General features: G+C 57.3%; 20 protein-coding genes, 2 tRNA genes and 1 riboswitch. Of the genes, 8 read left to right on the forward strand and 14 right to left on the reverse strand.

What is annotated here, in order from left to right; all coding sequences use genetic code 11:
- Positions 1 to 54: 54 nt before the first annotated feature.
- Together IB213_RS08330 and IB213_RS08335 are read right to left on the reverse strand one after the other, a co-directional pair.
- Positions 55 to 546, reverse strand: coding sequence for a dihydrofolate reductase (locus tag IB213_RS08330; protein ID WP_192405950.1), 492 nt, complete (start codon positions 544 to 546; stop codon positions 55 to 57).
- A 130-nt stretch (positions 547 to 676) separates the two neighbouring features.
- Positions 677 to 1,501, reverse strand: coding sequence for a thymidylate synthase (locus IB213_RS08335; protein ID WP_191722811.1), 825 nt, complete (start codon positions 1,499 to 1,501; stop codon positions 677 to 679).
- Positions 1,502 to 1,774: 273 nt separating this feature from the next.
- Between IB213_RS08335 and IB213_RS08340 the strand changes: the two genes are divergently transcribed.
- Positions 1,775 to 2,419: a hypothetical protein gene (locus IB213_RS08340; protein WP_191722810.1), complete on the forward strand. Its 645-nt coding sequence runs from the start codon at positions 1,775 to 1,777 to the stop codon at positions 2,417 to 2,419.
- Positions 2,420 to 2,494: 75 nt separating this feature from the next.
- Here the strand turns inward: IB213_RS08340 and IB213_RS08345 are convergent, their stop codons facing one another.
- Both IB213_RS08345 and IB213_RS08350 read right to left on the reverse strand, forming a co-directional pair.
- Positions 2,495 to 3,916 carry an FAD-binding oxidoreductase gene (locus IB213_RS08345; protein ID WP_191722809.1) on the reverse strand — a complete coding sequence of 474 codons (1,422 nt, stop codon included), beginning with the start codon at positions 3,914 to 3,916 and terminating at the stop codon, positions 2,495 to 2,497.
- Between the two features lie 39 nt (positions 3,917 to 3,955).
- Positions 3,956 to 4,354, reverse strand: a complete 399-nt coding sequence (locus IB213_RS08350; protein WP_191722808.1) for a DUF2069 domain-containing protein — start codon at positions 4,352 to 4,354, stop codon at positions 3,956 to 3,958.
- Positions 4,355 to 4,375: 21 nt separating this feature from the next.
- Between IB213_RS08350 and IB213_RS08355 the strand changes: the two genes are divergently transcribed.
- Positions 4,376 to 5,683: a YhjD/YihY/BrkB family envelope integrity protein gene (locus IB213_RS08355; RefSeq protein WP_192405951.1), complete on the forward strand. Its 1,308-nt coding sequence runs from the start codon at positions 4,376 to 4,378 to the stop codon at positions 5,681 to 5,683.
- A 300-nt stretch (positions 5,684 to 5,983) separates the two neighbouring features.
- Positions 5,984 to 7,822, forward strand: a complete 1,839-nt coding sequence (locus IB213_RS08360; protein WP_192405952.1) for a long-chain fatty acid--CoA ligase — start codon at positions 5,984 to 5,986, stop codon at positions 7,820 to 7,822.
- 314 nt (positions 7,823 to 8,136) lie between these two features.
- Here IB213_RS08360 and IB213_RS08365 read toward each other — a convergent pair whose 3' ends face one another.
- A complete protein-coding gene (locus IB213_RS08365; protein WP_192405953.1) occupies positions 8,137 to 8,469 on the reverse strand; it encodes a DUF962 domain-containing protein in 333 nt (110 codons plus the stop codon).
- A gap of 68 nt (positions 8,470 to 8,537) precedes the next feature.
- Here IB213_RS08365 and IB213_RS08370 point away from each other — a divergent pair, with 68 nt between their 5' ends.
- Entirely contained in the window at positions 8,538 to 8,786 is a 249-nt protein-coding gene (locus IB213_RS08370) for a hypothetical protein (protein ID WP_192405954.1), read from the forward strand.
- Here IB213_RS08370 and IB213_RS08375 read toward each other — a convergent pair.
- From IB213_RS08375 to IB213_RS08385, 3 genes are read right to left on the reverse strand one after another with little or no spacing between them, the layout of a single operon-like run.
- Positions 8,739 to 9,548 (reverse strand): alpha/beta fold hydrolase, encoded by an 810-nt coding sequence (locus IB213_RS08375; protein WP_192405955.1) that lies wholly within the window; start codon positions 9,546 to 9,548, stop codon positions 8,739 to 8,741. The two genes, IB213_RS08370 and IB213_RS08375, sit on opposite strands and share 48 nt — an antisense overlap.
- Before the next feature lie 23 nt (positions 9,549 to 9,571).
- On the reverse strand, positions 9,572 to 9,994 hold the full coding sequence (locus IB213_RS08380; RefSeq protein ID WP_192405956.1) for a GNAT family acetyltransferase: 423 nt from the start codon (positions 9,992 to 9,994) through the stop codon (positions 9,572 to 9,574).
- Entirely contained in the window at positions 9,994 to 11,292 is a 1,299-nt protein-coding gene (locus tag IB213_RS08385; protein WP_192405957.1) for an O-acetylhomoserine aminocarboxypropyltransferase, read from the reverse strand. Before IB213_RS08385 ends, IB213_RS08380 begins: the two co-directional genes overlap by 1 nt.
- 335 nt (positions 11,293 to 11,627) lie before the next feature.
- Here IB213_RS08385 and IB213_RS08390 point away from each other — a divergent pair, with 335 nt between their 5' ends.
- Positions 11,628 to 12,080 (forward strand): CBS domain-containing protein, encoded by a 453-nt coding sequence (locus IB213_RS08390; RefSeq protein WP_192405958.1) that lies wholly within the window; start codon positions 11,628 to 11,630, stop codon positions 12,078 to 12,080.
- 99 nt (positions 12,081 to 12,179) lie between these two features.
- Here IB213_RS08390 and IB213_RS08395 read toward each other — a convergent pair whose 3' ends face one another.
- Positions 12,180 to 14,369 carry an EAL domain-containing protein gene (locus tag IB213_RS08395; protein ID WP_191722800.1) on the reverse strand — a complete coding sequence of 730 codons (2,190 nt, stop codon included), beginning with the start codon at positions 14,367 to 14,369 and terminating at the stop codon, positions 12,180 to 12,182.
- 94 nt (positions 14,370 to 14,463) lie between these two features.
- On the opposite strand from IB213_RS08395, the gene aroC reads away from it, so the two are divergent.
- The gene (aroC, locus tag IB213_RS08400) at positions 14,464 to 15,564 is read left to right on the forward strand and encodes a chorismate synthase (RefSeq protein ID WP_191722799.1); all 1,101 of its coding nucleotides are present in this window, start codon (positions 14,464 to 14,466) and stop codon (positions 15,562 to 15,564) included.
- Positions 15,565 to 15,721: 157 nt separating this feature from the next.
- Here aroC and nrdR read toward each other — a convergent pair whose 3' ends face one another.
- From nrdR to IB213_RS08415, 3 genes are all read right to left on the reverse strand, one after another.
- Positions 15,722 to 16,171 carry a transcriptional regulator NrdR gene (gene nrdR, locus IB213_RS08405; RefSeq protein ID WP_191722798.1) on the reverse strand — a complete coding sequence of 150 codons (450 nt, stop codon included), beginning with the start codon at positions 16,169 to 16,171 and terminating at the stop codon, positions 15,722 to 15,724.
- A 12-nt stretch (positions 16,172 to 16,183) separates the two neighbouring features.
- Positions 16,184 to 17,428: a serine hydroxymethyltransferase gene (glyA, locus tag IB213_RS08410; protein ID WP_192405959.1), complete on the reverse strand. Its 1,245-nt coding sequence runs from the start codon at positions 17,426 to 17,428 to the stop codon at positions 16,184 to 16,186.
- Between the two features lie 38 nt (positions 17,429 to 17,466).
- Positions 17,467 to 17,624, reverse strand: a riboswitch (ZMP/ZTP riboswitch).
- Between the two features lie 106 nt (positions 17,625 to 17,730).
- Positions 17,731 to 18,579 carry a lytic transglycosylase domain-containing protein gene (locus tag IB213_RS08415; RefSeq protein WP_191723695.1) on the reverse strand — a complete coding sequence of 283 codons (849 nt, stop codon included), beginning with the start codon at positions 18,577 to 18,579 and terminating at the stop codon, positions 17,731 to 17,733.
- Positions 18,580 to 19,111: 532 nt separating this feature from the next.
- Here IB213_RS08415 and IB213_RS08420 point away from each other — a divergent pair.
- Both IB213_RS08420 and IB213_RS08425 read left to right on the forward strand, forming a co-directional pair.
- On the forward strand, positions 19,112 to 22,795 hold the full coding sequence (locus IB213_RS08420; protein WP_192405960.1) for a DUF748 domain-containing protein: 3,684 nt from the start codon (positions 19,112 to 19,114) through the stop codon (positions 22,793 to 22,795).
- Positions 22,796 to 22,946: 151 nt separating this feature from the next.
- Complete coding sequence (locus IB213_RS08425; RefSeq protein WP_192405961.1) at positions 22,947 to 25,499, forward strand: DUF349 domain-containing protein; 2,553 nt, start codon at positions 22,947 to 22,949, stop codon at positions 25,497 to 25,499.
- A 140-nt stretch (positions 25,500 to 25,639) separates the two neighbouring features.
- Here IB213_RS08425 and IB213_RS08430 read toward each other — a convergent pair.
- Together IB213_RS08430 and IB213_RS08435 are read right to left on the reverse strand one after the other, a co-directional pair.
- Positions 25,640 to 25,724 (reverse strand) — tRNA-Leu (locus IB213_RS08430).
- A gap of 90 nt (positions 25,725 to 25,814) precedes the next feature.
- A tRNA-Leu gene (locus IB213_RS08435) sits at positions 25,815 to 25,899 on the reverse strand.
- Between the last annotated feature and the right edge of the window lies 1 nt (position 25,900).

Below are 25,900 nucleotides of genomic sequence, written 5' to 3' on the forward strand. Positions count from 1 at the left end.
CAACCAGTCACCACCCTGATAGCGCAGCTTTATTTACGCCGGCAGTGTTCGCCGTTAGCGCTTGCGCTCGTAGCGCACAAAGCTAAAGGGCAGGCCCTTGGCGCTGACGAGGTCTTGCCGCGAGACTTCCTTCCACTCTGGGCCCAGTGGTGGAGCGTAGGCGTCACCATCAAAGTCTTGGTCAATGATGGTGACTTCCACAGCGTCAGCCAGAGGTAGGGCTTGGGCGTAAATTTGTGCACCACCCATGACCCAGACAGTGTCGCCATGTTGCGCGGCCACGTGCAGGGCTTCTTCCAGACTGCCTGCGCGTAGCACGCCATCGGCCTGCCAGTCGCTGCTGCGGGTGACGACGATGTTGGTGCGCCCGGGCAGGGGGCGAAAGCGCTCGGGCAGTGAATCCCAGGTCTTGCGGCCCATGACCACGGGGTTACCGCTGGTCAGTTGCTTGAAGTGCGCCAGATCCTCGGGCAGGTGCCAGGGCATGGTGTTGTTCAAACCAATGACACCATTGGCGGCGCGGGCGTAAATCAGGTGGATGGCCATGGACGTTGCGAATGAATATATAAAAAAGAGAGCTGCCTGCGCTTGTTATTCATAGACTTTAGATACTTTTATATCTGAAGTGCTTGATAGACATGCGCTAGCAGCTCTTATTTTGTGCTGCCTGTAAGGCTTACACCGCCACAGGGGCCTTGATGGCAGGGTGGTGCTCGTAGCCCAGCACTTCAAAGTCTTCAAATTCGTAGTCGAAGATCGAGTCAGGTTTGCGCTTGATCTGCAGCGTTGGGTAGGCAAAAGGCTGGCGCGACAGTTGCGTTTGCACCTGTTCAAAGTGGTTGTTGTAGATATGGCAGTCGCCACCGGTCCAGATGAAGTCGCCCACTTGCAGGTCACATTGCTGGGCCAGCATGTGGGTCAGCAGCGCGTAGCTGGCAATGTTGAACGGCACGCCCAGGAAAATATCGGCGCTGCGCTGGTACAACTGGCAGCTGAGCTTGCCGTCGGCCACATAGAACTGGAAAAACGCATGGCAAGGCATGAGCGCCATCTGGTCCAGATCGGCCACATTCCAGGCGCTGACAATGATGCGGCGGCTGTCCGGGTTGGTTTTGAGCTGCTTGACCACCTCGGCGATCTGGTCAATGTGCGTGCCATCGGCTTTGGGCCAGCTGCGCCACTGCACGCCGTACACGGGGCCCAGGTCGCCGGTTTCCTTGTCGGCCCACTCGTCCCAGATGGTGCAGCCGCGCTCTTGCAGCCACTTGACGTTGCTGTCTCCGCGCAGGAACCACAGCAGTTCATTAATGATGGATTTGAGGTGCACCTTTTTGGTGGTGACCAGCGGGAAGCCTTCGTTCAGGTCAAAGCGCATCTGGTGGCCAAACACACTGCGTGTGCCGGTGCCGGTGCGGTCACCTTTGGTCACACCATGTTCATACACATGGCGCATAAAGTCTTCGTATTGCGAGCGGACAGGGCGGTCTGTGGTGGTGGTCATGGGCGGAATCTGCAAAACAAAAACAAAACCGCCCTGAGCGAGACAAGCGTTGCTTGCATTGGCATCGGGCGGCCGATGGGGGCATTGTGACATGTGCCCCCGATCAGATGGGCCCAAAGGATATGCGGCATTGACGGACAGACAGCACAAGGGTTTTTGCTGAGACTATAAGCATTGATGTCGAGAAAAAACAGCAGCAAGCCCCCATGTGGTTGGCGCGGTGTACGCTGTTTCTCTACCTGCTTTTTACGTACCCATGTTTGGAGGAAATCTATGAAACGATTGCTCAGTCCGTGGCATACCGTGGCTGTGCTGGTGGCTGCTGGTGCTTTGGCAGCCTGCGAGCCTGCCCCCCCCACCCCTAAAGCGGCGAGTGTGCCGGGCGCTGCAGCGCCTGGCTCTGCATCCGCCTCATCCACCTCTGTGCCCGCATCCACGGATGGAGCAGTGCAAGGTCTGGGAGACGATGCAGCCATGGTGGCGGCCAGCGCAGAAAAAGCACAAACGCTGCCCAGCCATGCTGCACCTGATGCAGGTGCCTCACCGCTGGCAGAGCTCAAGCAGTACGTGGGCACCTACCCCAGTGACAGCAATATGAGTTTTCTGGAGCAAGGCGTATTGGCGGACCGCCTCAAGCTGATGCTGGGCAAGGAATACAGTACTTTGCTGTCCAACTTGCGCACGGTCAGCCCCTTAACGGAAGATGCAGGTCGCTGGTTTATCACGGGCAACCGCCCGCACGAGGGCGGCACCGAAGCCGCCGCCGTGGTGGTGGATGCTGGCAAGAACGCGGTACGCGTGTGGATGCTGCATGAGGGCAAGGTAAGCGAGTACCAAGACCCCAACCACATCACCGTGCCCTGGCCCAAGGATGTACAGACCATGCAAGACAATCAAAAGAGTTCGTCCAAAGGCTAGAGCCTGCAGATAGCAGGTCTGCATAAAAAAATGCCACGCTCAAGCGTGGCATTTTTGCTGTCAAACCATGTTGATTCAGACCTTCAGCACACAGCCCGGGTTCATGATGGCCTGTGGGTCCAGCGCCTGTTTGATGGCGCGCATCATGCCCAGTGCAACAGGTGATTTGTAGTGCTCCAGCTTGTCTGCTTTGAGCGCGCCTACGCCGTGTTCGGCAGAGAAAGATCCATCAAATTTCGCCACCGCGTCGTACACCAAGGTGTTGACCAGATTTTCTTTTTCGTTGAGAAACTGCTTGCCATCCTGGCCTTCGGGCACCTGCACGTTGTAGTGCAGATTGCCATCGCCCAGGTGGCCGAAATTAACTAAGCGCACGCCCGGAATTTCGCGCAGCAGCACGGCATCGGCGTATTCAACAAACGCAGGAATGCGCGAAGCCTGCACCGAGATGTCGTGCTTGATGTTCAGCCCTTCTTCAGCCTGCGCCAGTGGAATGCTTTCGCGGATGTGCCACAGGTCGTGCGCCTGCGCCATGCTCTCGGCCACCACGGCATCGAGCACGCAGCCGTCTTCAAAAGCCAGCTCCAGCAGGTGTTCAAAGCGTGCGCGGGCGTGGGATTCAGATTCGCTGTCAGAGTTTTCCAGCAGCACGCAGTAGGGCGCCTCAGCCATGTCGGCAAACGGTACACGCAACTGCGGCATGTGCTTGACGACCAGCGACAGCGCAAACTTTCCCATCACCTCAAAACCGGTCAGGCCAGCGGCCAGATGCTGGTGCGCCAGACCCAGCAGGCGCACAGCAGCTTCCATGCTTGGAACGGCGGCAAAGGCCGTCAGTTGTGCAGCCGGTTGCGGGAACAGCTTCATGGTGGCTGCCGTGATGATGCCCAGCGTACCCTCACTGCCAATAAACAGATCGCGCAGGTCGTAGCCTGTGTTGTCTTTGCGCAGCCCGGTCAGTCCATTCCAGATGTCACCTTGCGCGGTGACGACCTCCAGGCCCAGACACAGCTCACGCGCATTGCCGTAGCGCAGCACCTGCGTGCCGCCTGCGTTGGTGCCCAGATTGCCACCAATGGTGCAACTGCCTTCAGCCGCCAGCGACAGGGGAAACAGAAAGCCAGCTTTGTCCGCTGTGTCCTGGAGGGTTTGCAAAATCATGCCGGCTTCAACCGTGACGGTCAGGTTGTCTGCATCCAGCTGGCGCAGTGCCTGCATGCGCAGCAGGCTCAGCACCACTTGCTGGCCAGAGCTGTCGGGGGTGGAGCCGACAGACAGGCCAGTATTGCCACCTTGGGCAATGATGGGCGTATGGGCCTGGGCGCAGGCCTTGACCACCGCTGCCACCTCTTGCGTGCTGGCGGGGCGCACAACGGCCAGCGATTTGCCATGCACGCGCTTGCGCCAGTCTTGCTCATAGGCGCTCAAGTCACCGTCGGTCAGAACGTGGGCATCACCCACAATGCCACGCAATGTGGCGATCAATTGCTGGTCCATCTTGGCTTCCTCAACGTGTCTGTGTGATGGTGGATTTCTTTACGCTTGTGCAGTCAGGGCGGCTTTGGCCGCTTTTTGGCGCAACCGCACATGCAGGGCGCAGGCTACAAACAGCAGCAGGCACAGTGCAATTTCAATCAGCGCCAGGTAGCTGCTCGGCGCGCTGTCGCTCCAGGCGCGTACAACGCCTTCGGTGAAGTACAGCCACACCACCAGGCTGACCCAGCGGTAGGTGTACATGCGGTGCTTGAGCAGCCCTGCCAGCGGAATGCACAAGGGCAGCGCCTTGAGCACCAGCCAGGAGCCACCAGGGCGCAGCGGCGCCAGCCACAGCTCCCACGCGAGGCTCAAGACAATCAGGCCCAGCAGGCTGCCTGCAGCGAGCCAGCGGGTGGCAGCTACGTCGCTGCCGGGGTGGTTGTGGGTTGGGGCATTCATCGGGGTGGCATCATACGGGGCATGGCCCTGACCTTACACCGTACGCGACTGCGCACGCGCCATTTGTTGAAGACGCTCAAGTCTTTTCCATGGCGCAATACCTTGCACACACTCAAAACCCGCTTCAGTGAAGACCAGCTGGGTCTGACAGCGAGCAGTTTGACTTTCACCACCTTGCTGGCACTGGTGCCATTTTTCACGGTCTTGCTGTCTGTTTTTACGGCTTTCCCCAGCTTTGGCCGCTTGCAGGAAACGCTGCAACGCTGGCTGGTAGACAGTCTGATTCCCAGCGAAATTGCCGAGCAGGTCATGGGCTACCTGCTGCAGTTCGCCAGCAAGGCCAGCCAGCTCGGTATTGTCGGTCTGGCCTTTTTGCTGCTGACCGTGGTGAGCCTGATTTTGACCATGGACAAAACGCTCAACCAGATCTGGCGTGTGCAGCGCATGCGCCCACTGGGGCAGCGTCTGCTCATTTACTGGGCTGTGATTACGTTTGGCCCTTTGCTCATGGGCTTGAGCATTGCCACCACCTCCTACGTTCTGTCGGCTTCGCGCGGCTTTGTGGCGGTGTTGCCAGAGACTGTGCAGATAGGGTTTAACTCGCTGGAGTTTTTGCTGCTGTCGGCTGCGATGGCGGCGCTCTACCACTTTGTGCCAAACACGCCCGTCAAATGGCGACATGCATGGGCAGGTGGTTTTTTTGTGGCGGCAGGCATGGCCTTGGCCAAGACGGTGCTGGGTCTGTATCTGTCTACGGTGCCCACGTATTCGGCCATCTACGGCACCTTTGCCACCTTGCCTATTTTGCTGATCTGGATCTACACCTGCTGGGTCATCTTTTTGCTGGGTGCTCTGGTGGCTGCGTATTTGCCCAGTTTGCTGGCTGGCACCAGCCGCAACCTGCGTCAGCCTGGCTGGCAGTTCGAGCTGGCGCTGGAAACGGTCGCCGTGCTGGAGCCCTTGCGCATGCAGGATCAGCGCGGCATGCCCTCGATGGCTTTGGCCAAACGCTTGCGTGTGGACCGTTTGCAGCTGGAGCCCGCGCTGAGTGCCTTGACTGCCATCCGCTGGGTAGGGGCCATGCCAGATTCTGGAACGGCGTATCTGGAAGAAGGTGAGCCACGCTATGTGTTGCTGGTTGAGCCAGATCAGACGCCGCTGGCCCCCTTGCTGGAGCATATGCTGCTCACTCACACAGAAAGCACTGCTGCTTTGTGGCGCAGTGCAGGGCTGCAGACCTGTTTGCTGCGCGAGGCCTTGCCAGTGATGACCGGCGATGTGCACAAAGGCCCGGGCGAGGTGGCGCCTGCCCCTGACGCTTTACACTAAAGTATCAGCGTTTTATAGCTTTTACCTTTGCTGTAAAGGCTTTGAATGCTTCAGTATTTGAAGCATCTGATGCTTGAGGCCATACCCCGCCGCTATTTGGCTTTGGGTATGTCCAGGCCTCAGTTTGGATCTGCTGCACGGTTTTGCAGATAGGTTGCCAGCCAGTCTGGTGCTTGTAAGGCCTCTGGCCAGCCATGCCCCATGGGACCAGCCTGCGGGCAAATTTCACATCTACCTACAAACATTGCCAGAACGTGGCCCTAGGCTGCGCTTTGGTGCATTTTCTTTTTCGTCACTGCCATGAGCGCATCTGTTATTGAACCCTGGCTGCAGCCGACCTTGGCCCACGCGCTGCAAGCACGTGTAGCTACTACGCCGTCTTTACCTGCATACCGTGAATTTGCAGGCAAGGGCCAGCCCTGGAAGCAGTACAGCTGGCAGGAGGCAGGGGCCGCTGCTACTGGCTTTCGTGGTGCCATGCAGCACTCAGGGGTGCGCCACGGCGATCGTGTGGGCATTTGGCTGCCCAACAGTGTGAATGCCATGTGCGTGGACCAGGCGGCGCTGCAAATTGGTGCCATCTCTGTGCCGGTGCACACCACCGACAACCCGGCCAGCATTGCCTATATTTTTGACGATGCTGAAGTCAGCCTGCTGGTCTTGTCCAGCCTGAGCCAATGGGAGCGTCTGCGCGCCACCAGCTATGCAATGGATGCACTGCACACGGTGGTGGTCGCTGATCTGCAAGACCAAGTGGCCCCAGTACCAGGCCAGCCGCGTGTGGTGCCTCTTGTGCAATGGCTGCAGGCAGGAGCGTCTTTGGCGATGGGCGCAGCCCCTGCACTGCCGGCAGCGCAGGATGTAGCGGCCATTGTTTACACCTCAGGCACTACCGGAAAGCCCAAGGGCGTGATGTTGACGCATGCCAACGTTGTGGCGGATGTCGGTGCTTTTGTCGAGCGCTTGCAGCCAAATGCACAAGACCGGTTTCTGTCGTTCTTGCCGCTGTCGCACACCTTTGAGCGCACGGTAGGCTATTACCTGGCGGTTGCTTGCGGGGCATGCACGTCGTACGCACGCTCTGCGGCATTGCTGATGCAGGACATGCAGACTGAAAAGCCCACCATGTTGGTGTGCGTGCCGCGCATTTACGAGCGAGCCCATGCCAAGGTGCTGGAGAAAGTACAGGCAGGCGGGGAGGCTGAGCGCACGGCATTTGAAGCTGCTGTGCAGTGGGGCTGGGCTAATTTCTGTGCACGCCAAGGCATCACGGATGTGCACAAGCACGATGCGTCGTTGATCAACGCACCAAAGCCTGCTGCCCACGCGGCGATTGCGCAGCAAATTGCCAGCTTGTTCGGTGGCAGCATTCGCATGGCTATTACAGGGGGCGCAGCCATTGCGCACAGCACTGCCAAGGTGTTTCTGGCGCTGGATGTGCCACTGCTGCAAGGCTATGGCATGACGGAAACCAGCCCTGTGATTTCCGTCGTGACGCTGCAGAGCAATGACCCTTCTACCGTCGGTGAGCCTTTGCCTTGTGTGCAGGTGCGCATTGGCGCTCAGCGTGAGCTGCAGGTGCGTGGTCCCATCGTGATGAAAGGGTACTGGAAGCGGCCACAAGAGTCGGCAGCAGCGCTGACGGAGGATGGCTGGCTGCGCACCGGAGACCAGGCAGAACTGGTCAAGGGGCGTATTCGCTTGATGGGGCGCTTGAAGGAAATCATTGTCACTTCGACGGGCGAGAAACTCTCGCCTGCCGATCTGGAGCTGTCTTTGCTGGCCGATCCCTTGATTGAACAAATCATGGTGCTGGGCGATCACCGCCCCTATGTGAGCGCGATTGCGGTGCTCAATGCCGAAAACTGGGAGCTGCTGGCGGCCGCCAATGGCTGGAACGCCAGCAACCCAGATACCCTGCGCCAGCCTGTGGTGGTGCAGACTATTCTTCAGCGGCTGCACGCCTTGAGTACGGATTTTCCCAGCTACGCGCAACCACGTGCACTGCTGCTGACCACCGAGCCATGGAGCGTAGAAAACCAGTTGCTCACACCCACCATGAAGGTCAAGCGCAAGCAGATATTGGAGCGCTACAGCGTGCAAGTTGACGGTATGTACGGCAGCCGTCGCAGTGTTTAGAGTGCGCGAACGCAACCCTTGATGCGTCGTTGCTTGGCCTTGTCGTACTTTTGTTCTGCCTACGGTTTTGCGCCTCGTCGCAGCCGTAAACCTGCGGTTTACTGGGTTGCATTAGTCGCTCTTAGACCCTTAAGCACTGCTCCACCGCAAATTGGCAATCGACTGCTGGGCGGAGTCAACGGTTCCGGATGCACGCACTTCAGCGCAAAAAACGAAGCCCCGGTGCATGCGCAACCGGGGCCGCAGGCTTCCACCTAGACTTGGTGCGAAACCGGATACCCCCAGTTTCGACCAGTGCAGCGCAAACTTGAGGCTTAGAGCTTGACGCGGCCAGCCCAGATGTCGGCATACATCTTCCAGTCGCCCATGAAGCTGTAAAGCGGGCGCTTAAAGCTGGCTGGCTTGTTCTTTTCAAAGCCAAAGTGACCCATCCAGGCGAAGGCATAACCCAGAAACAGCCCCAAGGCTATGAACCATGGCTGGCCTTGCCAGATGGCCAGCGCCAGACAGATCAGCCCCAGCGTGCTGCCCGCAAAGTGCAAGCGGCGACAGGTGCGGTTGCTGTGTTCGCTCAGGTAGAACGGGTAAAAATAAGCAAAACTGGTGAACGTTTTGGGATCGACACTGGCCGTGTTTGCGCTGGTCATTGCAACCTCCTGCAAGGGTGAGCACCTTTGTGCGGTGCATGGGGCATGGTTGACCAGAAAACCTGCGCATGCAAGCGGCAGAACCTTATTTGGGAACTCTTTGTCCAGTTTTTGGGCTGGCTGCCCGTCTTCTTTCAATGCCGTTCGAGCTGGCGCTGTTTTCACAAGGCTTTGCCAGATCACGTCGCGCGCTTGTTCATACATGGGTGGTGAAAAAACCCATGAAAAAAGCCCGCAGCTTGCGGGCTTTCAAAGTGGGTCAGAAGGGGTCAGTCCTTCAAAAAATCATGCAGGGCAAACAAAGTTTCATCCGGTGATTCCGTCATCTGGTTGTGGCCCATGGGCAGCATGACTACGCGACAGGTCTTGGCGTGGCGCTTGGCTGTATCGATCAAGCCTTGGGCGGCCTTGGCTGGCGTCATCTGGTCTTGCTCGCCCAGTGCAAACAGGATGGGGCATTGCACCTGGGCGATCGCCGCCTCTGCGCCGGTATAGCTGTCGCAGGCAAGAAAGCCTGCGTACAGCAAGTTGGTCTCGCTGTTGCTGGCCAGCACGCGCCGGCCCAGTGCCATGCCCGCACCAAACACCCAGCTGCCTGCACCATTGGGGGGCGAGAGCGTAGCGCGTGAAAAAGTGTTGACCATGGCAATGGCTTTTTCAGGCGTGTTCAGCGCCGAATCCAGCAGTGCCGGGGCAACTTTCATGGGAAAGGCAGTGCCCACCAGCGCCAGATGGCTGATGCGCCCGGGCAGTTGAGCGGCAGTCTGCATGGCAATCAAACTGCCCCAGCTGTGGCCCACCAGAGCAGCTTTTTGCAAGTCCATGGCATCCATCAGTGCACCCATGAAGGTGGCAGCAGCTTCGACCGTTGCGGGTGCTGTGCCGGTGCTTTTGCAGTGACCGGGCAGATCAATGGCCAGCACATTCCAGCCATGGTTGGCCATGTAGCGACTTTGCAGGGCCCAGACGCTGTGGTCACACAGCACGCCATGGATGAAGATGACCGTCGGTTTGCTGCTGTCAAAAGCTTTGCCACCGGTGTAAGCGTAGATGCGGGCTTGGTGAACGTCGATATACATGTGTGTCTCTTCCTGGGCTTTTTTTAGATGTCGGCAATCAAGCGTTTACCCATGCAGATGGATGCATCGTTGGCGTAGCCGAGGCTTTCGTAAAACGCGATCACGGCATGGTTGCCGCTGCGTACCTGTAAGTTGAGTTTGGGGCAGCCCAGCGCCATGAGCTGCTGCTCGGCCCAGTCAACCAGTTGGCGGGCATGGCCCTGGCGCTGGTGCAAGGGGTGCACTGCCAGGTAATTGATCCAGCCCCGGTGGCCCTCGTAGCCGGCCATGATGGTGGCAATCAGCTGGCCTTGCGCATTCAGCCCCACCACAAACAATTCGGGCGCCACGCTGAGCTTGCGCGCAATGTCTTTGGCGGGATCGTTCCACGGGCGCACGAGATCGCAGTCTTTCCACAGCTGCACCACGGCCTCCTGGTCTGCAGGCGTGAAGGCGCGGATCTGCATCAGGCAGCTTTCTCCGCTGCCTTGAGGGCGCGTTTGAGGTCGTCGATCAGGTCGTCGGCATCTTCCAGTCCTATGGACAGACGGATCGTGCCCTGGTTGATGCCGGCCTGAGACAGCGCCTCATCGCTCATGCGGAAATGCGTGGTGCTGGCCGGGTGAATGACCAGCGAGCGGCAATCGCCCACGTTGGCCAGGTGGCTGAACACTTTCAGCGTTTCAATGAACTTCTTGCCCTGATTGTGGTTGCCTGCAATGTCAAAGCTGAACACCGAGCCCGCTCCGCGGGGCAGCAGTTTTTGCGCCAATGTGTGCGATGAATGCGTCGGCAGCATGGGGTGACCGACGCGGCTGACCAGTGGATGGCTGGCCAGAAACTGCACCACTTTTTCGGTGTTCTTCATGTGGCGCTCCATGCGCAGGGGCAGGGTTTCAATGCCTTGCAAAATCAGCCACGCGCTGTGCGGGCTCAGGCAGGCACCAAAGTCGCGCAGGCCTTCGCGGCGGGCGCGCAGCAGGAAGGCTCCGGTGGTGCTTTCCTCGCTGAACACCATGTTGTGAAAGCCTTCGTAGGGTTCGGTCAGTTCAGGAAATTTGCCCGATTTTTCCCAGTCAAAGCTGCCGCCATCCACCACAATGCCCCCAATCACCGTGCCGTGGCCCGACAGGAATTTGGTGGCCGAGTGGTAAACAATATCGGCACCGTGTTGGAGTGGCTGCATCAGCCACGGTGAGGTGAGGGTGGAGTCCACCAGCAGTGGCACGCCGGCATCGTGGGCTATCTGACTGATGGTAGGAATGTCCAGCACATCCAGGCCCGGGTTGCCTACGGTTTCACCAAAGAACAGCTTGGTGTTGGGGCGCACAGCGGCTTTCCAGCCATCAATGTCACCGGGTTTGACAAAGGTGGTCTCAATGCCAAAGCGGCGCAGCGTGTAGTGCAGCAGGTTCTGGCTACCGCCGTACAGCGCGGTGCTGGCCACGATGTGGCTGCCTGCGCCCATCAGCGTGGCAATCGACAGGTGCAGCGCCGCCTGGCCGCTGGCCACGGCAATCGCGCCCACACCGCCTTCCAGCGCCGAGACGCGTTGCTCCAGCACCGCGTTGGTCGGGTTGCTGATGCGGCTGTAGACGTGGCCGGGGCGCTCGAGGTTAAACAGACTGGCAGCATGGTCACTGGACTCGAAGACAAAAGAGGTCGTCAAGTGAATGGGGACTGCGCGTGCGCCCGTTGCCGGGTCAGGCTGTGCACCAGCGTGCAGGCTCAGGGTGTCAAAACCAGGGTCGCTATAACCGGGCATGTGTGCTATCTCCAGCGTTTTTGTAATGGGTCAGCATGCTGGCACAGATACAGCCCGCAGTCAGCACTTTGGAGACGTATTCAGGTGGCTATAGGCGGTGACAATAAGGGCGTGCTCACGAAACAGTAGCTATAAGTGCTCGTATTTATTGCTTTTAAAAGCGATTCCTATTGCAGTGATTTGATTTATATACGTTTGCAGCTATTGTTTTAACTGCGTCACGTGCAGATGCTGATCCTGTCGCGCAGGAAGGCCGCAGCGCTTGTGTTGTGGGCTATATTGCTGGACAAGGCACCGCATCTGGCGACGGTGGCCAGATTTTGGAGATATACCGAATGAAAGTGAGCGACATCCTGCTCCTCAAGGGCAGCACTTTGTATGTAGCGCAGGCCGATGATGCGTTGGCCGATGCCGTCGCTCTGATGGCGGAAAAAGACATTGGCTCGCTGGTCGTGATGGAGCACGGCGATGTGGTGGGCATGCTGACCTTCCGCGAAGTCATTCAGGCCACGGTGAAAAACGGCGGCAGTTTCGGCTCTAGCCGTGTGCGCTCTGCCATGGATGATGCCCCGCTGACCTGCACCATGGAAACCGAACTGGATGAAGTACGGCGCATGATTTTGGACCGCCATGCACGCTATATGCCTGTGATGGACAAGCGCATGCTGATGGGCGTGGTCAGCCTGTACGACGTGGCCAAGGCGGTGGTAGACAGCCAGAATTTTGAAAACAAACTGCTCAAGGCCTATATCCGTGACTGGCCCCAGCAAGAAACACCCAATCCCTGAGTTTGGCGCTGCGGCGACGGCTCATGCAAAAAGGCTTCCGTGATGGAAGCCTTTTTTATGGGCGCAAGCCGTGTGGTGTCAGGGCTTGAGGCTGGCTTGTCAGGCCAACTGGTGGTTGGTGACCTTGCGCAGCCAAGGCGGTAAATCCTGAGCCGGCATGGGTTTGGCAAACAGATAGCCTTGCAGCACTGGGCAACCTTGCTCGGTCAGCCATGCGGCTTGCTCGGGCGTCTCAACCCCTTCGGCCACTACCGTCATGCCAAGGCTGGTCGCAATATTGAGCACAGAGCGCGTCAGCGCGCTGGCTGCCGAGCTGGTGGTGACATCGTGCACAAAGCTCTTGTCCAGCTTGAGCTCTGAAATAGGCAGGCGATGCAAATAGCTCAGGCTGGAGTAGCCGGTGCCAAAGTCATCCATGGACAAGCGCATGCCCATGGCGTGAAGATTCTTGAGGTTGTTGAGCGTGGCAGGGCTGCTGTCGAGCATCACGCTTTCTGTGATCTCCAGCATCAGATCATTGCAAGCCAGTCCGTGCTCTTGCAGGCTGTTGTATACGCGCTGTGCAAATTCAGGGTCGTGAAAGTTATTGGTTGATAAATTCACGGCAATATGCGGAACAGATATCCCTTGCGCACGCCATGTGGCCAGTTGCGTGCATGCCGCATCAATCAGCCAGCTGGTCAGCGCATGGATCAGGCCGGCGTCTTCAGCCGCCGCTATGAAGCGCGGCGGTGCTACCCAGCCCCATTCAGGGTGCTGCCAGCGTGCCAATGCTTCCACGCCATAAAGCGTGTGCTCTGCCGTGCTCAGAACCTGTGGCTGGTAATGCAGTTGTAGTCCTCCATCGGCCAATGTCTGCCGCAGCTCACGCTCCATGTCTGCGCGCTCCTGACTGATTTTTCCCATCTCTGGCTGATAGCGCTCCCACAGCTGGCTGCCTTGGCTTTTGGCGGCGTACATGGCCTGGTCGGCATGGCGCAGCAGCATTTCAATATCGGTGCCGTCTTCTGGGTAGGTGCACACGCCGATGCAGGCGCTGGGAATCGTCATGACGCCATTGATGCTGAAGGGCTCGGCAATGGCGTCCAGCATTCGTTGCGCAACTTCAGGAATTTGCTCAGCAGGGCAGCGCGGCATGAGCACTGCAAACTCATCGCTGGACAGACGCCCCACCACGTCATCAGGGCGGGTGCACTGGCCCAAGCGCAGGGCGATTTCGCACAGCAGGGCATCGCCAGCTGCATGACCCAGACTGTCGTTCCACAGCTTGAATCGATCCAGATCAAGGAAGAACAACACGCCGGACTGGCCGCGAATGGAGTGCAGCACCTGCTCGGCGCACTCATTGAACATGGTGCGGTTGGGCAGCAGTGTGAGTGTGTCGTAGTAAGCCAGCTGGCGGATGCGGTGTTTGCTGGCATCACGCTCCATTGCGATGGCGCTCAGGTACAGGCAAGCCTTGACCACTTGCTGGTGCAGTGCATTGGGCGCACCAGTGGATTCAAAGTACAGCGCAAATGTGCCCAGAACTTTGTGGTCATGGCTTTTGATGGGGCAAGACCAGCAAGCACGCAGGCCTGCCTCCAGGAAAGGTGCGGCAATATCTTGCCAGTTGGGGTCTGTACTCAGGTCTGTGCTGATGACCTCATGCCCCAAAAAAGCAGCGGTGCCGCAGGCACCGGTGCTGGGACCAATACGCATGCCTTCAATGAGTGCAGACAGCGAATCGGGCAAGCTGGGGGCTGCTAAGGGGTGCAGCAAGTCATCCTCATCGACCGTCAAGATGCTGACGTGTACGTGCGGCAGCAACTCCTCTAGCGCCTGGCACATGTGGAGCATCAGCGTAGGCAGGGGCTTTTCTTGCACCACATCTTCCAGAACTTGCCGCTGAAAAGCCTCAAAACGTTTGGTAAAGCCAATATCAGTCAGGACAATGACTTGTGCGGCGGTGCGATCAATGGGGGTGGACTGGCGGTCCAGCGTATTGATGCTGGCAGCCACCCACAGCGGGGATCCATCTCTGTGTGTGAGTAATAGTTCGCCGCTGTAAGCACCTCGGTGCACCAGTTGTTCGCGAATGTGGGGCGCCAGGTCAGTAGACGACGCCAGTAATTTTTGGAGCGGGCGTACGCCTTGCATGTCCTGCAAGGTGTAGCCTAAAAGGCGGGTAAAACCGTCATTGACGTGCACCACATTCAAGTGATCGTCAGTGATCAGCCATGCGCTATCGCTGCTGTGCAGCGCTTGCAACCAGTCCAAGGTCTGAGGAGCCGGTGTCAAGTGTGTCATCAAACGGCTTTCTGGAAAAATTTCGCAAATAGTAACAAGCTGTCAGAGCCCCGCCAAGATGTTCAAGCATCACAAGGGCATAATTCGCAGCACTATGAGCGGCAACACTTTCGGAACTCTTTTCACGGTCACCAATTTTGGTGAATCGCATGGGCCAGCCATTGGCTGCGTTATTGATGGATGTCCTCCGGGCATGCCGTTATCGGTTGAAGATATCCAGTGGGATCTGGACCGACGTCGCCCCGGCACCAGCCGGCATGTGACGCAGCGGCAGGAACCTGATCAAGTGGAAATTCTCTCCGGCGTGTATGAGGGGGTAACCACAGGCACGCCGATTGGCTTGCTGATTCGTAATACCGACCAGCGGAGCAAAGATTACGCCAATATCGCTCAAAGTTTTCGTCCTGGGCATGCGGATTACGCTTATTGGTACAAATACGGCGTCCGTGATCCCCGTGGTGGTGGGCGTTCATCGGCCCGCTTGACGGCACCCACCGTGGCAGCAGGTGCGGTGGCCAAAAAATGGCTGAAATCCCAGTTTGGTACGGAATTTCGTGCCTGCATGACGCAGTTGGGTGAGCTGCCGATTGGTTTTGAAGACTGGTCCCATGTCCCTCACAACCCATTTTTCGCCCCGGTGTCGGATGTGCAGCAGCTTGAAAGCTATATGGATGCGCTGCGCAAGGCGGGTGACAGCTGCGGTGCACGCATCCACGTGCAGGCGACAGGTATGCCGGTGGGGCTGGGCCAGCCGCTGTACGACAAGCTCGATGCTGATATTGCCTACGCCATGATGGGGCTGAACGCTGTCAAGGGCGTCGAGATCGGAGCAGGCTTTGCCAGCGTGGCACAGCGGGGGACCGTTCATGGTGACTCGCTCAGTCCTGAAGGCTTTCGCTCCAACAACGCTGGTGGTGTGCTGGGCGGGATCAGTACGGGGCAGAATCTAGAGGTGAGCATTGCCATCAAGCCCACCAGTTCTATTTTGAGCCCTCGTGAGTCGATCGATACGCTGGGCCACAGTACAGAGGTGATTACCAAAGGTCGTCATGACCCCTGCGTAGGCATTCGTGCTGCGCCCATCGCCGAGGCCTTGCTGGCACTGGTAGTCATGGACCACGCCTTGCGCAACCGCGCACAGTGCGGTGATGTCAGCTTGCCGCTGGCGCCGATTCCCGCATCAGCACAGGATTAAAAAAAATAGCTGGTAGCGCTGAAAAATCAACGGTTTCAGGTGATTTTAATAAGTAGATCGTTGTTGTATAAGCGCTGTTAGCTCTTCTTTTTGAGAAATCACCCAAACAAAAGGCCGCAGATGCGGCCTTTTGTTTGGGATGACTCAGATGTCGTGTTCAGGTGCGAACCTCATCGACCAGATGCTTGAAGTCGTCGATGTCTTCAAAGCTGCGGTACACGCTGGCAAAGCGGATGTATGCCACCTTGTCCAGCTTGCGCAGCTCTTGCATCACCAGCTCGCCAATGCGCGAGGAGGGAACCTCACGGACACCAGCTGTCAGCAATTGCTCTTTGACGCGTTCGATGGCGTCATCCACCTGGGGCGACGCGACAGGACGCTTGCGCAAAGCCAGTGTGAATGAGGCTTGCAACTTGTCGTGGCTGAAGTCAATGCGGCGACCATCTTTCTTGACCACGGTGGGAAAGCTCACATCAGGGCGTTCGTAGGTGGTAAAGCGCTTGGCGCAGCTCAGACATTGCCGACGGCGGCGGATGAAGGCCCCTTCTTCGGCCACGCGGGTTTCCACGACTTGGGTGTCCGGGTGGCTGCAAAAAGGGCACTTCATGGTGGCAAGGTCTTACTTGTAGACAGGAAAGCGCGCGGTCAGCGCAGCCACTTGCTCACGCACACGCGCCAGATTGGCTTCGTCGCTGGGGTTCTCCAGCACATCAGCCACCAAGTTGGCGGTAATGCGGGTCTCTTCTTCCTTGAAACCACGGGTAGTCATGGCCGGTGTACCCACGCGGATACCGCTGGTGACCATGGGCTTTTCAGGGTCGTTAGGGATGGAGTTCTTATTGATGGTGATGTGCGCAGCACCCAAAGCCGCTTCAGCAGCCTTGCCGGTGATGCCCTTGGCACGCAGGTCCACCAGCATCACATGGCTTTCAGTGCGGCCAGAGATGATGCGCAGACCACGCTCGGTCAGTGTGTCAGCCATCACCTTGGCGTTCTTGATGACTTGCTCCTGGTAAGCCTTGAACTCGGGGGACTGGGCTTCCTTGAAGGCCACGGCCTTGCCTGCGATCACATGCATCAGCGGGCCGCCCTGCAGGCCGGGGAAGATGGCGCTGTTCAGGGCTTTTTCGTGCTCGGCCTTCATCAAGATAACGCCACCACGGGGGCCGCGCAGGCTCTTGTGGGTGGTCGTGGTGACCACATCGGCGTAAGGCACGGGGTTGGGGTACACACCGGCGGCAATCAGGCCAGCGTAGTGGGCCATGTCCACCCAGAAGATGGCGCCAACTTCCTTGGCAATTTTGGCAAAGCGCTCAAAATCAATGCGCAGGGCATAGGCCGAAGCGCCAGCAATGATGATGCGGGGCTTGTGCTCACGTGCCAGCGCTTCCATCTTGTCGTAGTCGATGGCTTCCTGGGCGTTCAGGCCGTAGGAGATCACGTTGAACCACTTGCCGGACATGTTCAGCGGCATGCCATGCGTCAGGTGGCCACCCTCGGCCAGGCTCATTCCCATGATGGTGTCACCGGGCTTGGCAAAGGCCATCAGCACGGCCTGGTTGGCTTGCGAGCCAGAGTTGGGCTGCACGTTGGCTGCTTCAGCGCCAAAGATGGCCTTGATGCGGTCAATGGCCAGTTGCTCGACCACGTCCACGTTTTCGCAGCCGCCGTAGTAGCGCTTGCCGGGGTAGCCTTCGGCGTACTTGTTGGTCAGCTGGGAGCCCTGGGCCTGCATGACAGCGGGCGAGCAGTAATTCTCGCTGGCGATCAGCTCAATGTGCTCTTCCTGGCGGTGGTTTTCGGCCTCGATGGCGGCAAAAACTTCGGGGTCGACGATCGCGACAGTATTGGTGCGTTGAAACATGATTTGGCAGTCCTGTGAACTTGAATTCCCTTGAAGACAAGGGCTGCCCAGGCGAACGGCTAAGACGCCCGGTCATCTGGGCGGTACGCTCCCCGGTGGTTGGCGCAGGGCTTGTGAAAAGTCCTTTGCATCGATTCCACGTCAGTGCTGCGCCGGTAAAACCCGGCCGCACCTATCGCCAGTTGCGTACCCCGCAAGTGTAGCGTAGGCGATAACCCCCGGAAACAACGAAGCGCAAGCACTTGCAGGGCTAATGTGCCTTTGCATGTGCTTGCGCTAAGGGCGCAACCGTTTTTAAACGGTCAGAGATTAGAACTTAAAGCTACCTGGGTATTGTCCTGCACACTGCTGGCAGCTACCGCTTCTGTTTCCAGGTTCGCTGCAGGTGTGATCTGGCGCTTGGCGATCAAGGCTGGCTTGACCTGTGTGGTCGGAGTGGACGCACCCGCAACTTGCCGCAGACGGCGGTGCTCTGCCAGCACCTTGGATGCATAGCCACCGTCGTTTTGCATATTGGCGGCGCCAACATAGTATTTGAGCGCACCTTCCACAGAGCCTGTGATCTGTATGTATTCCTTGAGGATGGATGCTCCTACGCGCAGGTTGCTGACAGGATCAAAGGCTGCATGAGTGCCGCCAAAATTTTCATACTTTTCGGTATGAACGCGGGTCATCACCTGCATCAAGCCTTGTGCTCCCACAGAGCTTTGGGCGAATGGGTTGAAGCTCGACTCCACGGCCATGACGGCCAGGATCAGGGTCGGATCAATCTTTTGTTGCGCGCCTTGCTTGTAGGCTTCAGCAACGATGGCAGCAATAGGTTCGGCTGCAACACGGTACTTTTTACTGATCCAGTAAGCCACCGCGGACTGATCCTTGGGCAACTCTTTGGGATTGGCTGCAGTGGTGCGCTCAACAGCTTCGGGTGCTGGGGTGAAGCCAACGACAGCGACATGGCGGTCTTGCAGCCATGTGCGCAGTTGTGCTTCGCCTTGCGCACGCAAATCCGGGTGAGCGAACAGAGCCACAGAAGCAAATGCGACGATCAGACCGATCAGTGCAAAGCTATTGTGGGTAATTTCAAGAAAACCCTCGGTGATATCTGACGCAATTGCGCGCACAGAATTCACCCAGTTTCCTGGCTTAGACATGGCGTTTCCTTTCTTGCGGTCTGGTGTGGCGGTGTCCGTACAGGAGTGCCTAACCATCCAGCCTGAGTCCAGTCGTTACTGTTTCATGCGCTAACTCAGCGCCTAGAGACGCATGAACATCCCTGAGGAGGGATTCAAGCTACGACGTTTAACAATCTTGCGATTCAATGTGGGCGGATTTTAAAAGCCGCCTAAATTACTGGTCAATACTAATGATTTTGTTTTTTAGATCTAAATGTAATTAATAGGGCGCTATCCAAGGTGTTTTTTGTCTGTAACTACTTGTAAACCCTTGGGTTAAAGCTATGTGTTGGGCGCTGCTTGCTATCAAAGCGACGTGTCGCTGATTTGGTATTTAAATTAATTTATGAAATTTATAGGGAAAAACTTGGATGAATGGCCATGTATTCGCGATGACATTCATGCGTGTAGGTGCCAAGAGCAGTGTCAATTTTTATGACTTTGTGGCCAATCGAAGAGGCCGTGCGGTATTGTTCTCAGGCGGGAGTGCCGACTTACAGGTAATACATACATGGCTAATACAAAATTCCAAGGATTGCGCTGGGGTGCAGGCCGCGGTCGCGCGCTAAGTTTGGTTGCTGGCGCAGTGCTGGTGGTGATGGGGGGGCTGTGGTTAGGGCTGCCTGGCGTGATTGCGCAGCAAGTGCAAGAAAAAGCCTCGGATGCGCTAGGGCGTGCAGTGACTGTGCGCAGTGTGGATGTGGCGCCATGGTCACTGGCAGTCACGGTGCATGGCCTGCAGGTGGCTGGAGTGCCCGGACAGGGCCCCGCACTTTCGGTTGAGCGTACTTATATCAATGCATCGCTGTCGAGCCTGTTGCGCTGGGCCCCGGTGCTGGATGCTATCGAGCTGGATCAGCCTGTGGTGCAAGTCAGCCGGGATGCATCAGGGCAATGGGACTTCGCAGACATCCTTGAAACGCTTCAAAAAAATTCGGAACCCAGAGACCCCGGTGCGGCGCCAGCGCGTGTTGCGCTCTACAACATTCAAATCAGGGATGGCCGGGTAGAGCTCAACGACCAGGTAGCAGGTGTGCAGCACACGATTGATGCCTTGCAATTGCAGCTGCCTTTTATTAGTACTCTGGCCTCGCAGCGTGAAGTGAAAGTGCAGCCTCAGCTGTCCATGCGCCTGAATGGCAGTGAAGTTGCCTCGCAGGCGGTGAGTACACCTTTTGATGTGACGCAGAGCACGCAAGCCAAGCTGGAGATCAAGCAGTTTGATTTATCGCCTTATGCACCCTATGTGCCAGCCAGCGTACCAGTTCGGCTGCAGCAGGGGCAGCTGGATGCCGAGATTTTGGTGGCTTTTGAGCAGACTGAGCAGCCCACAATGCAGTTGCAAGGCAGCACGTTGCAACTGTCTAACCTGAAGTTGCAAGACAGCGAGGGGCAACCTTTGGCTGGGTTGTCTCAGTTGAAGGTGCAACTGGGCGACACACGCCCGCTGCAGCAGCAGGTGCATGTGGCGACAGTGACAGTGCAGCAACCGTTCGCACATTTACATCGGCGTGCCGATGGCCGTCTCTTGCCACCTGCTGCTGTGGCTGCAGTTCCGGTGGAGAGAGCAAGGGCTGAAAAAACAGCAGAGAAAGCAGCAGAAAACGTAGCGATTGATGAAGGCTGGAAGCTGTTTGTTGATCGATTGAATGTAGAAAATGGGTGGGCGCAATGGCGCGATGATGTGGGGCAAGCTGGTGCCGCTTTGCGTGTAGATCAATTGCAATTGCAAGCACACAGCCTGGCGTGGCCGATGGGAAATGATGCCCAGTGGACACTGATGGCCCGTCTGCAGGGGGAAGACCGCATTGCACGCGGGAGCCTGCATAGCTCGGGTACAGGCAGTATGGAGCGTGGGCAAGCCTCCATCGTGGTCGATAAGTTCGATGCTCAGGCCGTTCAAGCCTATGCCAGGCAATGGCTGAAACTGCCAGTCGGCGGCTTGGCATCGTTAACCGCTGGTGTGGCTTGGCAGCAAGGCCAGGTTCATGCCAAGGTGCCGGTGCTGGCCATTGAGTCGGTGACGCTCGGTCAGGTGTCTTCACCCGACGTAGCATGGACAGGGCTGCAGTTGCGAAATTTGCAGCTAGACACAGCCTTGCAGCAGGTCAATGTTGAACACATTGCATTGCAGGCCCCCCGTGCGCGCGTGCAGCGCAATGCTCAGGGCCGCTGGATGTATGAGCAGTGGCTGCAACCTGTGGTGGGTGCTCCGGCCAAGGGCAAAGAAACGGTTGCATCACCTGCTGGCAAGCCTTGGCAGGTGCTTGTGCAAGACTTGGAGCTGGCTGCAGGCCAGGTTGAGCTTACGGATGCCTCGTTAGGTGATATGCCTTTGGCCATCAACCTGTCAGATGTGCAATTGCGCATGCAGAACATGGACAGCATCAAAGGTACTGCCCAGACTTATCTGTCTGCCCGTATGGCTGAACGCACGCGCCGCGGCGGCTGGGGAAAGCCTGGCGCAATGTCCTATGAGGGCAGCTTGCAGTTAGATCCCTTGCTCACCAAAGGGCGCGTTCATATCAATGCGTTGCCGTTGCAAGCTTTTGAGCCCTATATGGCGCCGTACTTGAATGTGCGTTTGGTGCGTGCACTGGCCAGTTTTGATGGAGATGTGCACTTTGCCCAGCAATCCAAAGGTCCGCAGCTGCAATTGCAAGGCCAAGGACGTGTCACGGATATGCATGTGCAGAGCGTGGTCGGTGATGCCCGTGCAGCCCAAGCGGTGCAGGGCCCGCAAGCGTCGGCTGCGCTCGGTGCGGAAGACTTGTTGCGCTGGAAGCAACTGCGCGTTCAGGGCGTGCGCGTCAACATGCAGCCCGCGCAGCCTGTGCACATCCAAGTGCGGAGCACTGATTTGCAGGATTTTTTTGCTCGGGTGGTGGTCTTGCCCGAAGGGCGATTGAATTTACAAAATTTGGTTAAAAACGATTCGGCCAAGGCTGATCCCCAATCAGTTGATGCTGTTGTGGCCACAGAAAAGTCTGTGAACTCTGATGAGGTGTCACAGCCAGTGACTTCACCTCGTATTGATATGGGGCCTATTGCACTGCGTGGAGGGGTGATCAAGTTTTCTGATTACTTCATTCAGCCCAACTACTCGGCCGATCTGACATCTTTGAATGGCAGTTTGGATGCATTTTCTTCCCAGCCTCCAGCGCCTGGTGAGGCTGTGGCGTTGGCCCAGTTGAAGCTGGATGGCATTGCACAAGGCACTGCTCAATTGAGTATTGAAGGCCAAATCAATCCTCTGGCCCAGCCTTTGGCCTTAGATGTGCGCGCCAAAGTAGATGGATTGGATTTGTCACCATTGACACCCTATGCAATCAAATATGCGGGGCACGGCATTGAAAAAGGCAAGCTCAACATGGATGTGCACTACCAGGTGCAACCGGATGGGCAATTGACTGCTGCCAATCAACTGGTATTAAAGCAGTTGACGTTCACCGATCCTGTGGAGGGTGCTCCTGCTTCTTTGCCTGTGCGTTTGGCGGTGGCCCTGCTGGCTGACAGCAATGGGGTCATTGATCTGAATTTGCCGGTCACTGGCTCGCTCAACGACCCGCAATTTCGTCTGGCACCGGTGATTTTCAAAATCATCGGCAACATTATTCGCAAGGCCATAACGGCTCCGTTCAGTTTGCTGACGGGCGCGTTTGCAGCCGGGGATGACAAAAGCGATATCACTTTTGAGGCAGGGCGATCGACCCTGGACGAGCAGGCGCAAGCCAACTTGCAGCAGCTAGCCAAGGCAATGAACAGTAAACCGCAGCTCAAATTGACTTTGATTGGTCAAGCTGACGCAACGGCAGAAGCACCGGGATGGAAGCGTGCGCAATTAGATCGATTGCTGGATGGGGACGGCACCACATCAGAAGGGCGCGCGCGCACAGATAAGCAAAAGCTGGCGGCCTTAAAGCAGGTCTATCGCAATACCGTGAAAGACAGGCCTCGTAATATGGTGGGTTTGACCAAAGATTTGCCCGCCGAGGAGATGGAGGCATTAATTTTGAAAGATATGGTTATTCCTGCTGCTGCTTGGGATGATTTGGCGGCTGGCCGCGCACAGACGGTACGTGACTATTTATTAGCGCAAGGTGTTGATGCGCAAAGAGTCTTTTTGGGTAGAGCTTCTGAAAAGACGAAAAATCCTGCTGGTCCATCCGTGTTGCTGAATATTTCTGTCCAGTGATACTTGGGGTCTTTTCAAATAGCGGCGAAAATACGTGCTAACAAGAGAGCATGCTTCATGTGAAGCAGCTCCCAATGATCTGGGCCCTTCATGCCATGGGATGAAGGGCTGTTTTCCTATTTATGACTCTTAATTTCTATTTCGCAGCAACATGTCTGATGCACCTGAACTGAATCCGTCCCCTGCCAAGAACGCTGAGGCACATCCGCTGGATGCTCTGACTGGTGGCGCGTTTTCAGCCGCCACATCCGGTGATCGTGCTGCTCGCATCCGTGACTGGTTGGCCGCGCAACCCACCGACGAGCAACTGCAAGAAGTCTTTAAAGAGCTGAGCATTCGCGACAAGAGCGTTGCCCGTTTGGTGCGTGAGCGTATGGATGACATCCGTCGTGCCAAAGATCAAGAAGTGATTGCAGTCGAGTGGGCTGAAAAAGCACAAGCCCTTCTGGCGGGGGCTACGTTGAATGTGGCTGAGGCTGTAGCGTGGCAGCGCGATGCCGCCAAAGCGGGGGCTCCTTTGTCCCGTGAGCCTCTGTCGGCCTTGAAGCAGCAATTGGTCGAGCGTGTAAAAACCATTGAAGATCTGCAGCACCGTGTTCAGGTACAGCGCGAAGCGGCTGTGTTGCTGGCGCAGCGCATTGAAGTACTGTCCACTAAGCCATGGCGTGATGCAGAAGCAGCTCAAGAGGGTTTGCGCAGCGATGTTGCCCACTGGCAAGCCCAGGCGACAGAGCTGACCAATGATGCAAGCTGGAGCAGCGTAAATGATCGTTTCCCTCCTCAGCTGGATGCATCGCGCGCCCAGCTTTTGGTTGTGTGGGAGGCCTACCAGTCGGCTCTGGCTCTGACGCAGGCGGCAGCCGCGAGTGAGCAGGCCGAGCTGCCCCCCGTGCCTGTCTGGGCTGATGAAATTCGTGTGGCACGCGGTTTGCCTTCCGAGTTGGTGGCACCAGCTGCGGTGAAGACTGCAGCTAAGCCTGCAATGGCTAAGGCTGATACTGCACAAAAGCAGCAAGCTGCTACCCAGATGGTGACATCTGCCTTGCAGGCGCTGACTGAGGCAACCGAAGACAAAAAATCTGAGGCTGTTAGCGCACTGCGCGCAGTACTCAAGCAGCAGGGGCGCTGGCTTGATGACACACTGGCTTTGCAAGTGCATGAGCAATTGCTGGCTGCAGGTGACGCACAAGGTTGGCAGCCCAAAAATGTGGATCGCCAGCGCGAAGAGCTGGTGATGAAGGCAGAGTCATTGCTTAATCGCCCAGATGGACAAACCTTGGGTGGTCGCAAGTTGCAAGAAACTTTGCGCCAATTGCGTGAGCAGTGGAAGCTGGCCGATCAAGGTGCGGCCCCTAATCACTCGCTGTGGAAAAAGTTTGATGAAGCCTGTAACGCTGCGTACAAGCAAGTGGAGGTGTGGCTCGAGCGTGTGCGCGCCGAGTCCTCCCAGCATAAGGCTTCCAGGCTGGCGTTGATTGAAGAGGTGAAGGCTTGGGCAGCGACCCAGGTTGATACGCAGGATCTAAAGGGCGTAGCGCGATCTTTGCGTCAGTTTGCCGAACGCTGGCGCGATAGCGGGCATGTGGGTGAAAAGGTATTTGCAGAGCTGCAGACGGCCTGGAAGCAGGCAATGCATGTGGCAGAAGCGCCTTTGCATGCTGCTCAAAAATCCAGTCTGGACCGCCGCCACGCCATGATCGCTGAGGCGCAAGCCCTGGCTGACGCCCCTTCTTTGCGCATTGATGCGGTAAAGGAGCTGCAGCAGCGCTGGCAAGCAGAGGCGCAAGCCGTGCCTTTGGATCGCAAGCATGAACAAAAGCTGTGGGATGCATTCCGCAAGCCTTTGGACGATGCATTCAATCGTAAGGGTGCAGAGCGCAGCCGTGCGCCTTCTTTGGAAGATTTGTCGCAACACGATCGTGCTGTGGTCGAGGCATCCAAGGCACTGCAGGCCGCCAATGCATCGGGTGATGTGCAGCAAATTCGTGCAGCCATGGATGCGCTGGAACATGTGGTGCGCCGCCAGCCTGCAGAGCTGTCGTCTGAAGGCATGTCAGCTCCTAGCAGTGCCGAGGTGGTTGCCGAAGCGGTGAAGTCAGATCGACCTGTGGTGGCTGTGCGCGGGGATGATCGCCCGGGCGCGAAGAAGGATGTTGCTGCTCCTGCACGGGATGCACGACCTGCAGCTCGCAAGGATGCGCGTGCACCTCGTGCAGAGCGATCGGAGCGTCCAGAGCGGGGTCCTCGCTTGGGTGATGTCGCTTTCCGTGCTCAGCGTGATGCCGTAGAGTCTGCGCAATTTGCATTGCGCAAGCTGGCTGCACAAGCCCATGGAGAGGCGCTGACCAAGCTGGTGGATGCCTGGAGCCAGCGCGATGGACAGGCGCTTCCTACGGCGCAGGAGCTGGGCGGTAAGATTACTGCGCAAGTGCGTAATTCCTGGGCGCAAGCTGCGACTGCTCCAGCCAAGTCCTCTGATGTGGCCGATGCATTGCTGCGTTTGGAAATTGCGTCCGAAACCCCAACACCTGCAGAGCATGCTGCCGCACGCCGCATGCTGCAGCTGCAACTGCTGACGCGTCGCAATGCTCCTGCACCAGAGCAGACGTGGGCGCAAGATGTGGCGGTGGTGTTGGCGTCTGCACATTCAGATGCGAATGCACGTCGCTTGCAAAATGTACTGAAGCCTTTGCTTCGCAAGTAACAAATCCGCAAGCAGTCTTTGCTGCTTGTCGAGTTTTAAAAACCAGCCCCTTGATGGGGCTGGTTTTTTTCGTCATGCAAGACAAGATGGGTGTGGAACGGAAAAAGCCGTTGCATTTGCATGCAACGGCTTTTAATGTTTGGTGCCCAGGAGAGGACTCGAACCTCCACGGAATTACCCGCTAGTACCTGAAACTAGTGCGTCTACCAATTCCGCCACCTGGGCAAAAGTCAGATTGTTTTTAAATTAAGTGAGGTAGCACTCAACAATCTGCTCTTGGTTGATGTTTGCTTGACAAGCAAACATCGCAAATTTTGGTGCCCAGAAGAGGACTCGAACCTCCACGATGTTACTCGCTAGTACCTGAAACTAGTGCGTCTACCAATTCCGCCATCTGGGCT

Origin of the sequence: Comamonas sp. CMM02 (assembly GCF_014851485.1) — a bacterium.
Lineage (GTDB): Bacteria > Pseudomonadota > Gammaproteobacteria > Burkholderiales > Burkholderiaceae_C > Comamonas > Comamonas avium.

What these genes read in the sequence shown, in the direction of transcription:
- IB213_RS08335 (WP_191722811.1), bottom strand. Translation starts at nt 1,501, where the DNA reads ATGACCACCACCACAGACCGCCCTGTCCGCTCGCAATACGAAGACTTT.
- IB213_RS08390 (WP_192405958.1), top strand. Translation starts at nt 11,628, where the DNA reads ATGAAAGTGAGCGACATCCTGCTCCTCAAGGGCAGCACTTTGTATGTA.
- glyA (WP_192405959.1), bottom strand. Translation starts at nt 17,428, where the DNA reads ATGTTTCAACGCACCAATACTGTCGCGATCGTCGACCCCGAAGTTTTT.
- IB213_RS08355 (WP_192405951.1), top strand. Translation starts at nt 4,376, where the DNA reads ATGGCCCTGACCTTACACCGTACGCGACTGCGCACGCGCCATTTGTTG.
- IB213_RS08420 (WP_192405960.1), top strand. Translation starts at nt 19,112, where the DNA reads ATGGCTAATACAAAATTCCAAGGATTGCGCTGGGGTGCAGGCCGCGGT.
- IB213_RS08345 (WP_191722809.1), bottom strand. Translation starts at nt 3,916, where the DNA reads ATGGACCAGCAATTGATCGCCACATTGCGTGGCATTGTGGGTGATGCC.
- IB213_RS08375 (WP_192405955.1), bottom strand. Translation starts at nt 9,548, where the DNA reads ATGTATATCGACGTTCACCAAGCCCGCATCTACGCTTACACCGGTGGC.
- IB213_RS08415 (WP_191723695.1), bottom strand. Translation starts at nt 18,579, where the DNA reads ATGTCTAAGCCAGGAAACTGGGTGAATTCTGTGCGCGCAATTGCGTCA.
- IB213_RS08395 (WP_191722800.1), bottom strand. Translation starts at nt 14,369, where the DNA reads ATGACACACTTGACACCGGCTCCTCAGACCTTGGACTGGTTGCAAGCG.
- IB213_RS08425 (WP_192405961.1), top strand. Translation starts at nt 22,947, where the DNA reads ATGTCTGATGCACCTGAACTGAATCCGTCCCCTGCCAAGAACGCTGAG.
- IB213_RS08385 (WP_192405957.1), bottom strand. Translation starts at nt 11,292, where the DNA reads ATGCCCGGTTATAGCGACCCTGGTTTTGACACCCTGAGCCTGCACGCT.
- IB213_RS08350 (WP_191722808.1), bottom strand. Translation starts at nt 4,354, where the DNA reads ATGAATGCCCCAACCCACAACCACCCCGGCAGCGACGTAGCTGCCACC.
- IB213_RS08360 (WP_192405952.1), top strand. Translation starts at nt 5,984, where the DNA reads ATGAGCGCATCTGTTATTGAACCCTGGCTGCAGCCGACCTTGGCCCAC.
- IB213_RS08340 (WP_191722810.1), top strand. Translation starts at nt 1,775, where the DNA reads ATGAAACGATTGCTCAGTCCGTGGCATACCGTGGCTGTGCTGGTGGCT.
- IB213_RS08365 (WP_192405953.1), bottom strand. Translation starts at nt 8,469, where the DNA reads ATGACCAGCGCAAACACGGCCAGTGTCGATCCCAAAACGTTCACCAGT.
- IB213_RS08370 (WP_192405954.1), top strand. Translation starts at nt 8,538, where the DNA reads ATGCAAGCGGCAGAACCTTATTTGGGAACTCTTTGTCCAGTTTTTGGG.
- nrdR (WP_191722798.1), bottom strand. Translation starts at nt 16,171, where the DNA reads ATGAAGTGCCCTTTTTGCAGCCACCCGGACACCCAAGTCGTGGAAACC.
- aroC (WP_191722799.1), top strand. Translation starts at nt 14,464, where the DNA reads ATGAGCGGCAACACTTTCGGAACTCTTTTCACGGTCACCAATTTTGGT.
- IB213_RS08330 (WP_192405950.1), bottom strand. Translation starts at nt 546, where the DNA reads ATGGCCATCCACCTGATTTACGCCCGCGCCGCCAATGGTGTCATTGGT.
- IB213_RS08380 (WP_192405956.1), bottom strand. Translation starts at nt 9,994, where the DNA reads ATGCAGATCCGCGCCTTCACGCCTGCAGACCAGGAGGCCGTGGTGCAG.